This window comes from Nitrospira lenta, from assembly GCF_900403705.1.
GTDB lineage: Bacteria > Nitrospirota > Nitrospiria > Nitrospirales > Nitrospiraceae > Nitrospira_D > Nitrospira_D lenta.
The window spans coordinates 20,362-33,972 of record NZ_OUNR01000021.1; the positions used below are offsets into that span (position 1 = coordinate 20,362).

Below are 13,611 nucleotides of genomic sequence, written 5' to 3' on the forward strand. Positions count from 1 at the left end.
GCAGAGATGAAGGAAAGTGGGGCAAGAATGCCACAACACAAAAAAAAGGGGAGGTGATGGCCACATCACCTCCCCGACTTCCGACCGCCGGGTGAAGACCCATGGCGACCAAGAAAGCAGCAAGGGGATTTTAGCACGAACGGGCCAGAGAAAACACGATAGAAAAATACTTAATTTTTCATCGTATTTTCAATCTGTTAGATTAACATGGCCGAATAATTCCGTCTTGAACGAAGAAGAGAATGCAGAACTGACTCTCAGGTTCTCGCCAAGGACCTGAGGCCGGAACTGCACTCCCAAAATACAGGCCGAGGTCATAACGAGACGATTTGGAGTAGAATCCAGACCCGATAGAGGCCTATTGCTTGGAGATCGGCTGAATGCTCTTAACACCGGAAGCTCAACGTCGGAACCAACGACAAGCACTCACAGCAACCCTCCTGGTAGCCGGAACGGCAGGATGGCTGACCTGGCTCATTCCTCCGCTATGGCCTCTGCTTGGACTCTCTCCCGTCACCTACTGGTGGGTACGGCGGCCCTACGTTCGTCGAATGACGATACTGCGGCAACCGTTTCCCGGAGAGCAGGAGGAGATACTTCGTACACATGTGGCTTTTTTCCTAGCACTCGATGAGCCGGGCAAGATCAGGTTCCGGCAACTGATGCAAATCTTTCTCGATGAAGTTCAGATCACCGGCATTCGCACTGATGTGGACGAAACCGTTCGCGTATTGGTTGCAGCGAGTGCCGTCATCCCGGTCTTTGGATTCCATGACTGGGAATACCATCGGCTGCGTGAAGTGCTGATCTATCCGGATGCCTTCGATGACGCCTATCAGACTCGCGGCGGGTCGAACGAACACATTCTGGGCATGGTCGGCCTACATCATTTGAGCGGGGTAATGATTCTCTCAAAGCCGGCGTTACTGGCGGGATTTTCTTCGCAACCCGGCACACAGAACGTGGGCGTGCACGAATTTGCGCACCTCGTCGAACAAGAAGCCGGCGAATATGGGCTGCCGCCTGAAGTTCCCTGGATGGCGGTTCGGCAGTGGGCCAGGTACGTGGCCCGGGAACTGGCCCACCCTTCTTCCCGCCGTACCCATATCAACAATTATGCCTATACGAACGAACACGAATTCTTCGCAGTGCTGGCCGAGTACTTCTTCACTTCACCCGACCTATTGAAACAACGCGATCCCGCCCTCTATACCCTCTTGCGAGACCTCTTCCATCAGGACACCGAAGCGCTCCTCCCCACCCTCCCCTGGCGCCGTCGGGGACTCAGCCGCAACGCACCCTGTCCCTGCGGCAGCGGGGACAAATATAAACATTGTTGTTTGAAGAAGGCGGGAACAAACAGCAGGAGCACAGAATCCAAGGCCAACGCCCCAAACACACAGACAAACGCGCCTCCTCAGGATACGGACACGCCCTTCACCACATAGTGCGGCACGAAGCGGCTCTGGTTCCCATGGATCAACCCGCGATCCTCTCGAATACCAATCCCCGCCGGCTCATCCCCAATCACCCAGGACCCAATGACCGGATGCCATCCCTCAAATGCCGGCAACGACACATACTGTTGAAAGACTGAGGTCTCCGCATCATAGGGCCCGGGTGTTGTCAGCACCTGATCCCCGTTCACAATCGAAATATTGGCGCCTTCACGCGACCAAAATGGTTTCCGGACATAGGCGGTGCAATCCCCTGGTCCTGAACAGAAGGCGGGCAATAGATTCTGGTGATCGGGATACCACTCCCACAACAATGCCAACAGACCTTTGTGACTGAGCACCTGTTTCCACGCCGGTTCCAGTACCAGCATCGAAGACCTGGATAGGTCCACGGCAAAGGCGTCCTGACAGAGCCATTCCCAGGGATAGAGCTTGAAGAGCACCGAGATGGGTTCGTTGCGGCCATCCACGAACCGCCGACGGCCTGGCACCCACCCGACCTGCTCAATGGGCAGCGTCTGCACCCGCCACCCGGCTTGAGTCGCCGTATCGGCCAGATAGATCACCGTCTGCCGGTCTTCGTCACTCTGATCCAAGCAGACCAGATGGAGCAGATCGGATGAGGCCTGTCCTCGAATTGCTCCCCACTGCCCGATCAACCGCTCATGCAGGCTATTGAATTGATCCGCCTCCGGACAGATCTCTCGCTGCCATCCCCACTGCCCGACCGCCGCTTCAATCAAAGAAGTCGGCGTATCGGCGTTGTACTCCAGCAGTTTCGGCACCCCCACCCCGTCATACCAAAAATCAAACCGTCCATAGAGCGACGGCTCCTGCCGCTCCCACGACTCAATGATGCGCGGTCGCCAACCTTCAGGAATCCGGAGATCGGCAAAGCGATCCTCGCGGATGATCCGCTCAACCGCATCGACACAGAGCCGATGCAGTGAAACCGTGGCGGATTCCAGGCAATCGATCTGTTGTGGAGAAAACTCATAGGCCACATCCTCTCGCCAATACCCTCCATCCTCACTGTGATAGGTGAGACCAATCCGGTCGAGTTGCGCAGGCCAATCAGCTCGCGGCGGCATCGCACGGCGATACATACCTATCGCCCCTCTTCCGGTTTATAGAATGATCCGCCGGTCCGGCCAAACCCGCCTCTTTCACACTCGTCCATCACCCCGTCATCAGGAATGCCGTTGGCCGGGCCGGGATCCGGCATCGTATCGGCACGATGCCCGGCCGCGATCCAGACCATCTCCCCCATGCCGTCGGCTATCGCCGCCAGACTCACCCGCACCTCAATTGATTGCCGCAGACGAGGAGCCACCACACCGGGCAACGGCCCATCCGGCCATTTCTTTACCATGGAGACCTTTCACACAAAAAAACAGGAAAACAAGGAAGGGACAGAGAGGCGGACTGACGCTCACAGCCTACGGGAACATCTTACACGGATTCTCGACAGGCAAGGTGGGCCAAATGCACGAACGTGCTGAGGGAAATCGACAGACTCGATAACCCGGTTCTTCCCGGTGCGGGAACCGTTACGAAACGCCCAGCACGTCTCGGAAGACTCCGGCAAGATCGTGGAGTGCGTTCTCTCCGTCGCCGACATAGACCGAGCCGTGCATCGTCGCCAGGGGATTGGGCTGGAGCGCTGCCAGCCGTTTCAACGTCGTATTCATGAACAGATCATAGAGGATGGGTCACGCCACAAAAACGACTAAGAAGCGGCGTGACCAGCGGATGCAATCCCGTCGGTTCTCGAATAAACCGCCTTCTCGATCCCGTTACTGTTAAGATGACACAGCTCATTCCGTTAGTCTCTCGCATTGATTGAAAGGAATCGCACTTGAATACAACAAAAGTCATCGCATCATGCATCGTACTTGCGCTCATCGGAACTCCGGCCATCTCCTTGGCAAAAGCCAGAGGCGGATCCGGCGGAGGCTTTTCCGGCGGGTCACGGAGCAGCAGCGCCTCAGGCAACATCGGCAGCCGCGGTTCACGCACCCACGACCAGAACGGCGCCCAGCCGATTCAACAGTCGGCGACCCCAAAGCCGGCCACAGCCACCCCGCCATCGACCGCAACAAGCCCGTCCCCCGCAGCCCAGCCGACACCGGCATCGCAACCATCCTTCTTGCAGCGCAATCCCCTCCTGGCCGGGATCGCCGGCGGCCTCGCCGGATCCTGGATCGGTCACATGCTCTTCGACGCCACGGAGAGCAGCGCAAAAACCAACGAAGCCGGCGACGCCGCTACTCAGACAGCCGGCGCATCCAGCAACAACGGCCTGCTCCTTTTCCTCATGGTCCTCGGAGCCGCCGCCGCTTATTATTTCCTGAAAGTCCGGCGAACGCCCGCCCCAGTGTTGTCCGGCATCACGCGGAGCAGCGCCGTCACCGGAAGCCTCTTGGCAGAATCCTCAACCGCCACCTTTCGGCCCGCGACGACTGATCTCGATATCACCATCGCGGACAAAGCAGCCTTTCAGCAACTCCTAACCGACATTCAGACCGCCTGGAGCAAGCAAGACCTGGCCGAACTGAAACACTTCGTCACACCGGAAATGCTCACCTACTTCAGTACCGCCTTAGCCGAGAATGTCAGCCTGGACATCGAAAACCGTGTGGAAGATGTCGTACTCGGACGAGCGGACGTCCGGGAAGCCTGGACCGAAAGCGCGATGCAGTACGCTACGGTGGGGCTTCACTGGAGCGCCCGCGACTATACCGTCTCAACCAAGAAGCAACGTGGAGAGCCGGGCTATCTCATCGAAGGCAGCGACGAGACACCGGCCGAGTCGAGTGAAGTCTGGACCTTTGTGCGATTCCAGAACGGCAAGTGGCTCCTGTCAGCGATCCAACAGTAACCAGTAGCGGAACACGGCAAGGCCGGCGGATCACCCGCCGGCCTTCTGCCAGATACACGGAGTCACGTAGTAGGCAACGAAGGAGAGGAGCACCCCGATGACCGCGCCGAAGAGATTGGCCACATAGAGTCCGGCAAAGGGAGACAGGAACACAATCAGAATCATCGTCAGCGCGAGAGACCGATGGCCTTCATAGAACTGCCTGCGGCGCTCAGAGTTGAAGTATCCAGTGAAGGATGTGTCAGGGCGAATGGGCATAATTGCAGCAGGGAAAGAATCGAGCACTCGGCGTGGGCCCCGGAACGAAAAGACCGCAAGAACCGATGAGCGTCCTGGCAATATGGACACCTTCTCTCATAGGCACACCAAACCCGTCCTCGCGTCTCACTCCCGATAGGCAAAAGAAATCATCGGGGTCCAGTGCTCGTTCCCATACCCATCGATAAAACAGGCCCGTCCTTGTAACAGCTCCCCCTTCTGCCTGACCGGAGGAAGAATCAGCCAATCCGCCCGCCCTTCCGTCAACCCGCGTGACGGAATATCGGTATGACCGTATAGATACCCCTGAGCCTGTCGTACGAGGATATTTCCTTCAACCCGGTGGGACGTGGGGATGAACCAATACCGGGCCCCATAGACCACCAAAGAGGTCTTCGGCACCAAGACCGGCTCTGCGCTGATATTCGTAAAGAAAAACTCCCCGACCACCTGCATGCAGGGCGCGCCGTCCTTCTGCCCCATCTCCCACCACACATTGGCGGCCTGCGCCGGCAACACGACCAGCGTGCGTTTCGGCACCTTCCAATAGACCCGCGCCACGCGCGCATTGAGCGCATCCAACCATCCGCTCATCCTCAGCTGCCAGAGGCGATACAGACCGCGGGTCAGCACGACCAAACAGACAACCGCCCCGATGAAAGCCAGGAATTGATCCAACCCGTCAACCATACCCATGCATCCTAGAGAAAACCCCGGCACCCGCTTCTCTCAAACCGGAGACGAAACCGCCGGGGGAATGTCCATACCAATTCTGCCTGCGGCCTGGCAACAACTATTTCGCCGGACGATGACGCTCACGCCGAATGAGCCTTGCACAAACTTGGAGTACCCCTCGAACCAGACGCGTACCCCAGTCACCACCCTCATTAGCGCGGAAGCTCGTCCGACAAGAGGCGTTGTGCTTGAGTAATCGCCTTCAGCAAGGCAGTGCGTTCCTTGTGTCGTTGCTTCGAGGCCGGCACGCCCGCCACAAACCGTTCCGCCGCAGCCGTCAGATTCTGCAGCATTTCGGTCACATCCTCTGACGCAGGAACTTGCGACATCGACGCCGCACGGGCCAGCGCGAGCCTTCGCCGGGGCCCCACATACATCTGCGGCGCAACCGGATTATCCTTTTCCAACTCAGGCCGTCGAAATACTCCCATGATTCCCCCTCCTCACGATCAGGCAATGAGCAATGACGCCCACTGTACTTGATTCCCAGCGAGAATGACATTGGGGGGCAAGAGGCCTACCGCTCCATCACGGCATTCTGACTCTCCTCATTCATCGAGCGCCCCTCATCATGCGTGGCAGGTTTTACGGTCGACGGATGCTTCTTCACTTCCGACGGCGCGGCGGGACGAGAGCCGGAGGCCCCGCAGCCGGTCACGACAAACAGGAACAGAGAAAGAACGAACGCAGTCAGACTCGACATAATGGCCTCCTTGAACCGAATAGCAGGTGGCGTGCGCCTGAGTCTCGCATGGAAAGGGGAGATCAGTCGAACGGAGGCGATGCCTTTGGAATGTCCGGCTATCTGCCGGTCTTGCTCGATCCAATTGCCACTCGATAGAGAGCCCCAGCTACCAGCGCGACGATCATCAGCCCAGGCCAGCCGCCGAACGGCGGCACATCGAAGAGAGTAAAGGGATCGGCACCGAGGCCTGGCCAGAGCGCGGTCAGCGCAATCGGGATCGCGAGCATGATTCCCATGAGGGCTTCACCCGTAATCAACCCGGCGGCGAAGAGCAGCCCCCGCCGCGAGGGGTCATCGCCCCACCCGGCCGCCCGTTTCACCAGTTCCGCGATCACCCCGCCCGCGAAAATGGCGGCGGAGAGCTTCAACGGCAGATACACGCCCAGCGCTACGGCGAGTACCGGAAGCCGGAAGTCGCTGCCGCGCCGTTCCAGCAGCCGGTCCGCGAATATCACTAGCACGCCGATCGCCGCGCCCAGCCCCACGAGCGGCCAGGGCAGCCCGGCACCGAACACGCTCCGCGTGAGACTCGCCATCAGCGTCGCTTGCGGGGCGCTCAACGGATGCGGATGCGCGACCGTCGGCTCGCCGATCCCATACTTAGCCTGCAGCAGCGACAGCACCGGCACCAACACCACGGCACCAGTCACGACGCCGACCACCTGCATCACCTGCTGCTTCCAGGGCGTCGCCCCGACCAGATGCCCCGTCTTCAAATCTTGCAGATTGTCGCCCCCCATCGCGGCGGCGCAACAGACGACCGCCCCAATCACCAGCGCCGCTGCCGGTCCGGCCGGATGTCCGGCCCCCATGAACAGCACGAGCAGGAGCGCGGCCAGCATGATCGTCGCAATCGTCACGCCCGACACCGGATTGCTGGAACTCCCCACCAGGCCGGCCATGTACGCGGCCACCGACGAAAATAAAAATGCCGCGACGACCATCACGAGCGTCATCAGAATGCCGATCATCGGATTGTCCACCACCGTCGTATAGATCCAGGCCATCGGGATCAGTGACAACCCAAAGGGCACCACGATCCACCAGAGCGACGCATCCTGTTCCGTCCTTGGCACCACCGTACTACCGCCGGACGCGCGCGATGCGTTATAACTGGCCCGGAGCGTCTGCAGACTCTGCCACACCGGCTCACGCAATCGCGTCAGCGTCCAAAGTCCTCCGGTCAGCATCGCCCCGATGCCGACGTAGCGGATCTGCCCGCTCCAGATCGCCATCGCCGCCGCCAGTCCCGTCTTGTCAGGCGGCAGGCCATGCAGCAGCCCATAGGCAGGCAGCAAAACCAGCCAACCCACCACACCACCGAGGAACACCACCACCGCCGTCGGCAGGCCGATGATAAACCCCACCGCCAACAACGCGGGCGAGAGATTGATCCCCGCATACATCACCGTGCGCCCGACCGTCGCAGCCCCTTCCAGCGCCTCCGTCCACAGGCGTAACCCGCTCTCGCCGAACTTCACCGCCCCGCCAATGAGCGCCGCCGACAACAGCGCCCGGAAATCGCCGGCCGAATGATCCTGTCCGGTCGTGCTTCGACCAGCCGCCGCGACCTTCAAGACCTCCGCCGTCGCCACCCCTTCGGGAAATCGCAAACGCGCCGTCACGATCAACGCCCGCCGCAACGGAATGGTAAAGAGCACGCCGAGCAATCCCCCGACCGTGGCAATCAGAACTGTCTGCCAGTAGTCGAAGACAGACCAATAGCCCACCAGCAGCAGCGCAGGAATCGTGAAGATAACCCCGGCCGCCAGCGCCTCGCCGGACGACGCAGCGGTTTGAACGATATTGTTTTCGAGGATGTTCGACTGCCGAAACAGGCGCAGAATCGCCATCGAAGCGACCGCAGCAGGAATCGAAGCCGACACGGTCATGCCGGCAAAGAGGCCCAGATAGGCGTTCGCGGCAGCCAATACGGCCGCGAGGATCACCGAGAGCACGACCGCTTTGAAGGTGATTTCAGGAAGCGACGCGGAAGCAGGTACGAGGGGCTGGTCGTCTTTCATAAGCCAGGTCGAACCGGGAAGACCGCGACCATACGATGAACCCGCATGCCGGTGGAAGACGAACTGCCGACCGATGCAACAGCGGTCCCATCATAACCCAGCGCAGAAAAAACGCAACCGAACGGTTCGAATACGGGCAATCGGCGGAAGGTCGGCTCGTCACTCAAGACCCAGCACCTGGTAATACCAAGGAGTGCGTTCTCTCGCTTCATTCCACGTATTCAGTGTTACCCGAATAACTGTTCCAATAACTGTTCACGAGTGATATCGAAATGTGCGGCCACATCGGCAAGAATGGCGGAGAGGGTACCGATGCGAAGCGGCGTATGCTGGGGAATTGTAAGATGATGCTCCCCATGCTCGTAGGTGGTGAGTCGAAGGTGACTGCCAGCTTGGCGGGTGGTCGAGTAACCGAGCTTGCGAAGGGCCTGTGCGAGATCGCTTCCGGACAGATCGCGGGGAAGCCTCATACGGCGATGACTTCCTCCCGCACATGGTGAAGGCGGACGACCTTCGGCGCCTGACCCTCCTCAAAGTGACAGCGGACAGCTTCACGGACTTTCTCCGGCAATTCAGCCAGGGTGTCCGCTTCTGTAAAGATCGACTCCCCGAGCGCGCGCGCAATATACCCGCCCTCAGGAGCCTCTTCCACGACAAAAATCAATTCACTCATAGCCATCTCTCATCAAGACCTGTGATGCACACATGGTAGTCCCGCGCACACTCAATGTCCAGCCTGCAACGGCTTAAGGACTTCAGGAGAGCACTTAAGACCAAGCACTCAGTCGAGGTGGGACCCACACAAGTAAAAGATTCTGATTCCGTTGCTCAGAACCAGCGGGAATTTCTTTGAGACTACGGTCGGGTCATGGCAAAATCCGCGCCTCATCGCACGAGCTTCTTTTTGATGGCAGCCAGGTTCTCAGGGGTCGATCGCACCCGGACCGTCAGGCCCTCGGCATCATAGGCTTCGGACAAGATACGCATCCTGGCGCGGATGTCGGCCATGACCCCTTGCGCTGTGAACGGAATCAGCAATTCCTCGTCGATCATATCGCTCTCAAAGTACCCCATAATGCGGTCGCGTAACGCCTGCAGATCTTCTTTGCTTCTCGTCGAAAGCAGAAAGGCGTCGGGATATTCCGCCTTCAAGGCCGCGAGCTCGTCCGGTCCAAGGCGATCTCGTTTATTCAGCACCAAGAGGTTGGAAACATCCGTGGCGCCGACTTCGGCTAATACCTTCCGCGTAACGTCGAGTTGTGATCGAAAGGAGGGATCTGACGCATCGACGACAAACAGCAACAGCGAGGCACTGGCGGCTTCATCCAGCGTCGACTTGAAGGACGCCACGAGGTCATGCGGGAGTTTCTTGATAAATCCGACCGTATCGGACATGAGCACTTTGGGGCGCGTGTCAGGATACAACGGCCGAATCGTGGTATCGAGCGTGGCGAACAGCTTGTCGGCCACGAGCACCTCGATGCCCGTCATCGCGCGCATCAGCGAGGATTTTCCGGCATTGGTATACCCGACGAGCGCGACGGTCAATTCGTGTTCCCGTCTCGCGCGGCGCGTCTGATGCTCGTCCCCAATCGCCGCCAATTCCGCCCTCAGTTCTTTCATGCGATCACGGATCCGACGCTTATCGAGCTCCAGACTCGTCTCCCCGGCCCCTTTGCCACCGACGCCCCCGCCCTGCCGCTCGCTGCCGCCGCCGGTTTCACGCAAACGCGGCGCGAGATAATTGAGCCGCGCGATCTCCACCTGAAGCCGGGCCGCTCTGGTTCGCGCGTGCCGGCTGAAAATCTCAATGATGACTCCCGTACGATCGAGCACCGGCACGCCGGCGGCACGTTCAAGATTTTTCAATTGTGACGGCGACAGATCACAATCCACGATGACGATCTGCGCCTGTTCGCGAGGACCCGGTACAGCCTCGATCGTGTCATCCGATTCGTCGTCTTCTAACTCGTCCGTGACGTCCACCTCCGCCGATTCGAACTTTGACGCCGCTTTGTGCTTCGGCCGTTCAAACGCCGACTCGATTTTTCCAGAACCACCGGTCCACAGTGCCAATTCGGCAAGTTTGCCCTGACCCAGGACCGCCGCATACTTATCGGAACTACGTTTTTGCGTCACCTGGCCCACGACATGGTGCCCGAGGGTTTTCACCAGACGGGTGAGCTCTTGCAGCGAACTCTCCAGCTCCTCCCCGGTCACACGAGGAGTGCGGATCGCCACAAGAACGGCATTCGATTGTGCGGGCTTCGACATCGCTGGCTTTTCCTTGAATACAAGTGGGTGAGGAGTTTTTTATTTTAACAGGGACATTCGTGTGAAGGCGAGCACGCAACGCTCAGCACGGTGCCTCGCCATCAGCGATGTGGGGAGAACTGATACTCAGAGGCGGGTGTGGCTATGAAGCCCCCGCCTCTGTCTGCTTCGAATGGCCCACCCTATTCCCGATGAAACATTCTTCGCAGCCGTGAAATATCGCCGTCTTCTCCACCCAACCGGTGCAGCATCCGGTGGCAATTCGCACAGACCGTAACGAGGTCCTGGCTTGACGGCACCACACTCTCCTCCAACTGTGCCAGCGGAAGCACATGATGCGCCTCCGCAAAGCCGTTCCCGATCTCGCCATAGACTTCTCGAAACGACATTTCACAGACCTGGCATCTGAACTGATCCCGCCGGAGACAGTGCTCAACCGAGAGACGGTCCTGTTCACGGGCCAGATGCTGGCGCACGGCATGCCGGTTGACGACTCGCACGTAGTCCTGCTCTCGGTCACTCTCGCGCGGCGGCGCGTCGGGCTGCCGGCTCTTGATGACACTCTCAAAAAACCCCGTGGCCTGCCCCACAAGGATCCGGATGTTCTCCGAGTCCTCCGGAAGCATCGATCCGAACTGCCCGAAATAGGAATACTCGCTCTCACTCTCATGGAATTCTTCATAGATCGGCCGGTCATATTCGCTGGAGCCTAACGGTTTCTTGAGCACAGAGTCTGTTCGTGAGCCGGTGGCGAGTCTCATGTCCTTTTCATTCAATTGCCGAACGGACCGAAGCGACTCCGGCAAGACGGCGATTCTCCTCCGGAGCTTGTCCGCTTGCGCCGCATAGAACCCGTACCACAGTCTCCGCTGCCCTTCGCGAGCCCATTCGCAGTACCAGACTTCCAATCTCGGCTCCCCCAACCCCAACGATCCCAGCTCCACACGCCACCCGTTGGTGTGAGACTCTTTCAGCGGCAGCTTGGTGCGCAGCCGGATCAATCGGCCAAGACGTCCCGACAGCTCCCGATGCAACTCGTCCGCAACCAACTTCAGGCGCTTCATATCCTCCACATCTCGCACGGCATCTCCCATGACAACTCTCCTTCACCACACCATGTAACAATGGAACATGAACTGACCCGCGCCATTCCGACCTCGCCGAGCCACCGCAGTGACCATCCTGACGAGACCCGCCAGAACCAGTCCAGCGCACTCTATCCTATTCTCAAGCTGTTGTGGCCCTCACTCTCACCATTGTTTTCCCGCCCCCAGTTACAGAATATTTACCCTCCTGCTACGTGCCTGTAACATCCCGCTATCACACTGATCCTGACAGCTTATTCTTCAAAACCATCACGCACGTAGCCCGAAGGAGGAAATGGACACCATGACAATCACAGCCTGTTTCAAATCTCTCGGACTCTTTGCCTGGGCCATCGTTGTAGGGGTGCTTGAGAGGTGGCCCCGTTAGAAGGAACGAAAGCCTCACAAACTTGGACAGAATGTGCCCAAGCTGAAACCAGCGCTGAACGATTGGTTGCGTATGACGTCGTTGGAGTCGTCGTGTCTGAGGCGCGGATAGCGCGTTAGCACCGGCAACGACACTGGACAGGGTCGGCTTTACGCAATAGGAGACCCGATCAAGCCCCCTCCTCCCACATCCTGAAATCCTTGAGTTCTTCGGCGATGCTTTTCAGCACCCAGGCGATCACCGCCGCATCATCCACATAGCCGATCACAGGAATGACGTCTGGAATCACATCAAGCGGGCTGATGAGATACAGAATCGCCGCGACGATGGCCACGAGCTTGCGGGCTGAGAGTCCTGTATAGGCACCGCTCACTGACGCTTTCAGGAGCCGCACCAACAATTGAATGTCCTTCAACAGCTTTCCACCGCGGCCTTGTGCAATCAAGACCGCTGCGGCCAACAGATGCCGAAGCCGCTCTTTGTCCCTGAGATACTCCGCCGCCGCCGCCGTGAACCCTCGAAACATCTTCAGCGCCTTCAGAAGCCTTGCTGGCGTCATGGTCTTCACTACGTCCTCCCTGAAGGTTGAACACTGCCCCCGCACGCAATCAAGCTTGAGGATAACAGGCAGTCCGCAAAGGATCAATTTGGACCGATGGCACAGCACAGGGGCAGGCGAGGTGTGGGGACGGAAACTCAGATGCGGGCGATGTACGAATCGGCGTGAACGGCAATGCCGCATCTGTGAATGTGGAACGAGCGCAGCGCAAACAGCCCTACGATTACTCTCCAACCACTAATTCCGCTTCGAGAGGATGGTCTTTTCGAAAACGGCTGACGCCGAGCACGCTGAAGCCCAGAACATGCCCCTCCCCGTCGACCCGTTCCATAAGGGCATCCTTCGCCGTCGGTCGCATGAAGCCAGACGCCTCACGGAATTGCACTTCCAGGTAGTCCGCTTCCGGGTCAAACCACACTTTTACTTTTCGGCATACGGTTTCTCCGGGCTTGATTCGGTCAGTCAAATAGGCCGTAACCAGAAAGACCTCAGCCGGCTTTAGGCAGATGAAACTCAGCGGTGACAGGCAAGTGAAGGGTCTCTCCCTTGGCGACACGGGAGGAGAAAAACAGAATCTCAAGATTCTCAAGATCGTGCGTCTGCGGATTGAGCCTGGCCACGACTCCATAATCGAGCTCCTCAGAGTCCTGCTCGGGATAAGGCTTCGTTTTCCCCAGGTAGAGAATATCAGCGGCCTTGTCATATTCCACGGTCAAGGACGTGTCCATTCTACAATTCCTCCCGAGAGTTGCCGCGCCACGTACGCGGTCACGATCCAATGACGATCTGACGGAGCCGGATCAGCGACCACCACAACCACGACAAATTTACCGCCTTTTAGGTCTGGAAACCAGTGGGAAAACAGCAAGCTGTTGGGGAACCGCGCATCCCGCCGCACTTCGTCGGGGTCAGCCAACGTGTGACTCAGGTACTCCCGATACTGTGGCAGAAGATCCGGATGCTTCTCGCGGATATGACGTTCCCGTTCATTCGTGAATTCCACCTCTCCATGGAGAAAAGGGCAACGAAGCTTGGTCATCGCTCTTCCTTGAACAGACCTTTAAAAGGAATCCAATGTGTTTATCAGGATCCGCGCATTCTACACCTATTCGAGAAAGAGAAAAGCCCCCGCGACTGGCGAGCGACCTCGTCTCTTCTATTCGATCCGAAAGGCACGACCGTAGGAAATGGAGCCAGGACTGGTC

At 58.5% G+C, this 13,611-nt stretch carries 18 protein-coding genes; 2 read left to right on the top strand and 16 right to left on the bottom strand.

Translation table 11 applies throughout. From position 1 onward, the window contains the following. Positions 1 to 380: 380 nt before the first annotated feature. On the top strand, positions 381 to 1,448 hold the full coding sequence (locus NITLEN_RS16535) for a zinc-dependent peptidase (protein ID WP_121990755.1): 1,068 nt from the start codon (positions 381 to 383) through the stop codon (positions 1,446 to 1,448). Here the strand turns inward: NITLEN_RS16535 and NITLEN_RS16540 are convergent. The 3 genes from NITLEN_RS16540 to NITLEN_RS16550 all read right to left on the bottom strand — a co-directional run bounded on the left by NITLEN_RS16540 (position 1,418) and on the right by NITLEN_RS16550 (position 3,148). After that, positions 1,418 to 2,563, bottom strand: coding sequence for a glutathionylspermidine synthase family protein (locus NITLEN_RS16540; RefSeq protein ID WP_121990756.1), 1,146 nt, complete (start codon positions 2,561 to 2,563; stop codon positions 1,418 to 1,420). The two genes, NITLEN_RS16535 and NITLEN_RS16540, sit on opposite strands and share 31 nt — an antisense overlap. A gap of 2 nt (positions 2,564 to 2,565) precedes the next feature. After that, positions 2,566 to 2,829, bottom strand: coding sequence for a hypothetical protein (locus NITLEN_RS16545; RefSeq protein WP_121990757.1), 264 nt, complete (start codon positions 2,827 to 2,829; stop codon positions 2,566 to 2,568). A 178-nt stretch (positions 2,830 to 3,007) separates the two neighbouring features. After that, positions 3,008 to 3,148: a hypothetical protein gene (locus tag NITLEN_RS16550; RefSeq protein ID WP_181416939.1), complete on the bottom strand. Its 141-nt coding sequence runs from the start codon at positions 3,146 to 3,148 to the stop codon at positions 3,008 to 3,010. A 167-nt stretch (positions 3,149 to 3,315) separates the two neighbouring features. Here NITLEN_RS16550 and NITLEN_RS16555 point away from each other — a divergent pair, with 167 nt between their 5' ends. Next, positions 3,316 to 4,338, top strand: coding sequence for a Tim44 domain-containing protein (locus tag NITLEN_RS16555; RefSeq protein WP_121990758.1), 1,023 nt, complete (start codon positions 3,316 to 3,318; stop codon positions 4,336 to 4,338). 30 nt (positions 4,339 to 4,368) lie between these two features. Here the strand turns inward: NITLEN_RS16555 and NITLEN_RS16560 are convergent, their stop codons facing one another. From NITLEN_RS16560 to NITLEN_RS16620, 13 genes are all read right to left on the bottom strand, one after another. After that, a complete protein-coding gene (locus NITLEN_RS16560) occupies positions 4,369 to 4,596 on the bottom strand; it encodes a hypothetical protein (protein ID WP_121990759.1) in 228 nt (75 codons plus the stop codon). 126 nt (positions 4,597 to 4,722) lie between these two features. Beyond that, a complete protein-coding gene (locus tag NITLEN_RS16565) occupies positions 4,723 to 5,286 on the bottom strand; it encodes a hypothetical protein (RefSeq protein ID WP_121990760.1) in 564 nt (187 codons plus the stop codon). A gap of 197 nt (positions 5,287 to 5,483) precedes the next feature. Continuing rightward, positions 5,484 to 5,762, bottom strand: coding sequence for a hypothetical protein (locus NITLEN_RS16570; RefSeq protein ID WP_121990761.1), 279 nt, complete (start codon positions 5,760 to 5,762; stop codon positions 5,484 to 5,486). Between the two features lie 86 nt (positions 5,763 to 5,848). After that, positions 5,849 to 6,034, bottom strand: coding sequence for a hypothetical protein (locus NITLEN_RS16575; protein ID WP_121990762.1), 186 nt, complete (start codon positions 6,032 to 6,034; stop codon positions 5,849 to 5,851). 98 nt (positions 6,035 to 6,132) lie between these two features. Then, on the bottom strand, positions 6,133 to 8,100 hold the full coding sequence (locus tag NITLEN_RS16580; RefSeq protein WP_121990763.1) for an OPT family oligopeptide transporter: 1,968 nt from the start codon (positions 8,098 to 8,100) through the stop codon (positions 6,133 to 6,135). Positions 8,101 to 8,327: 227 nt separating this feature from the next. Continuing rightward, complete coding sequence (locus NITLEN_RS16585; protein ID WP_121990764.1) at positions 8,328 to 8,570, bottom strand: type II toxin-antitoxin system HicA family toxin; 243 nt, start codon at positions 8,568 to 8,570, stop codon at positions 8,328 to 8,330. Then, positions 8,567 to 8,773 (bottom strand): 2-oxoisovalerate dehydrogenase, encoded by a 207-nt coding sequence (locus tag NITLEN_RS16590; protein ID WP_121990765.1) that lies wholly within the window; start codon positions 8,771 to 8,773, stop codon positions 8,567 to 8,569. Before NITLEN_RS16590 ends, NITLEN_RS16585 begins: the two co-directional genes overlap by 4 nt. A gap of 212 nt (positions 8,774 to 8,985) precedes the next feature. Then, positions 8,986 to 10,374 carry a GTPase HflX gene (hflX, locus tag NITLEN_RS16595; protein WP_121990766.1) on the bottom strand — a complete coding sequence of 463 codons (1,389 nt, stop codon included), beginning with the start codon at positions 10,372 to 10,374 and terminating at the stop codon, positions 8,986 to 8,988. A gap of 182 nt (positions 10,375 to 10,556) precedes the next feature. Beyond that, a complete protein-coding gene (locus tag NITLEN_RS16600) occupies positions 10,557 to 11,468 on the bottom strand; it encodes an HNH endonuclease (RefSeq protein WP_121990767.1) in 912 nt (303 codons plus the stop codon). Between the two features lie 548 nt (positions 11,469 to 12,016). Beyond that, a complete protein-coding gene (locus NITLEN_RS16605) occupies positions 12,017 to 12,406 on the bottom strand; it encodes a YkvA family protein (RefSeq protein WP_245924556.1) in 390 nt (129 codons plus the stop codon). Between the two features lie 223 nt (positions 12,407 to 12,629). Continuing rightward, a complete protein-coding gene (locus NITLEN_RS16610) occupies positions 12,630 to 12,872 on the bottom strand; it encodes a DUF2283 domain-containing protein (RefSeq protein ID WP_219999488.1) in 243 nt (80 codons plus the stop codon). Between the two features lie 22 nt (positions 12,873 to 12,894). After that, entirely contained in the window at positions 12,895 to 13,134 is a 240-nt protein-coding gene (locus NITLEN_RS16615; protein WP_121990769.1) for a DUF2283 domain-containing protein, read from the bottom strand. Beyond that, a complete protein-coding gene (locus NITLEN_RS16620; protein WP_121990770.1) occupies positions 13,119 to 13,445 on the bottom strand; it encodes an HMG-box domain-containing protein in 327 nt (108 codons plus the stop codon). Before NITLEN_RS16620 ends, NITLEN_RS16615 begins: the two co-directional genes overlap by 16 nt. Positions 13,446 to 13,611 lie beyond the last annotated feature (166 nt).

Bases quoted from the DNA above. Each gene is read 5' to 3' on its own strand.
- NITLEN_RS16535 (WP_121990755.1), top strand. From the start codon at position 381: ATGCTCTTAACACCGGAAGCTCAACGTCGGAACCAACGACAAGCACTC.
- NITLEN_RS16540 (WP_121990756.1), bottom strand. From the start codon at position 2,563: ATGTATCGCCGTGCGATGCCGCCGCGAGCTGATTGGCCTGCGCAACTC.
- NITLEN_RS16545 (WP_121990757.1), bottom strand. From the start codon at position 2,829: ATGGTAAAGAAATGGCCGGATGGGCCGTTGCCCGGTGTGGTGGCTCCT.
- NITLEN_RS16550 (WP_181416939.1), bottom strand. From the start codon at position 3,148: ATGAATACGACGTTGAAACGGCTGGCAGCGCTCCAGCCCAATCCCCTG.
- NITLEN_RS16560 (WP_121990759.1), bottom strand. From the start codon at position 4,596: ATGCCCATTCGCCCTGACACATCCTTCACTGGATACTTCAACTCTGAG.
- NITLEN_RS16565 (WP_121990760.1), bottom strand. From the start codon at position 5,286: ATGGTTGACGGGTTGGATCAATTCCTGGCTTTCATCGGGGCGGTTGTC.
- NITLEN_RS16570 (WP_121990761.1), bottom strand. From the start codon at position 5,762: ATGGGAGTATTTCGACGGCCTGAGTTGGAAAAGGATAATCCGGTTGCG.
- NITLEN_RS16575 (WP_121990762.1), bottom strand. From the start codon at position 6,034: ATGTCGAGTCTGACTGCGTTCGTTCTTTCTCTGTTCCTGTTTGTCGTG.
- NITLEN_RS16580 (WP_121990763.1), bottom strand. From the start codon at position 8,100: ATGAAAGACGACCAGCCCCTCGTACCTGCTTCCGCGTCGCTTCCTGAA.
- NITLEN_RS16585 (WP_121990764.1), bottom strand. From the start codon at position 8,570: ATGAGGCTTCCCCGCGATCTGTCCGGAAGCGATCTCGCACAGGCCCTT.
- NITLEN_RS16590 (WP_121990765.1), bottom strand. From the start codon at position 8,773: ATGAGTGAATTGATTTTTGTCGTGGAAGAGGCTCCTGAGGGCGGGTAT.
- hflX (WP_121990766.1), bottom strand. From the start codon at position 10,374: ATGTCGAAGCCCGCACAATCGAATGCCGTTCTTGTGGCGATCCGCACT.
- NITLEN_RS16600 (WP_121990767.1), bottom strand. From the start codon at position 11,468: ATGGGAGATGCCGTGCGAGATGTGGAGGATATGAAGCGCCTGAAGTTG.
- NITLEN_RS16605 (WP_245924556.1), bottom strand. From the start codon at position 12,406: ATGACGCCAGCAAGGCTTCTGAAGGCGCTGAAGATGTTTCGAGGGTTC.
- NITLEN_RS16615 (WP_121990769.1), bottom strand. From the start codon at position 13,134: ATGGACACGTCCTTGACCGTGGAATATGACAAGGCCGCTGATATTCTC.
- NITLEN_RS16620 (WP_121990770.1), bottom strand. From the start codon at position 13,445: ATGACCAAGCTTCGTTGCCCTTTTCTCCATGGAGAGGTGGAATTCACG.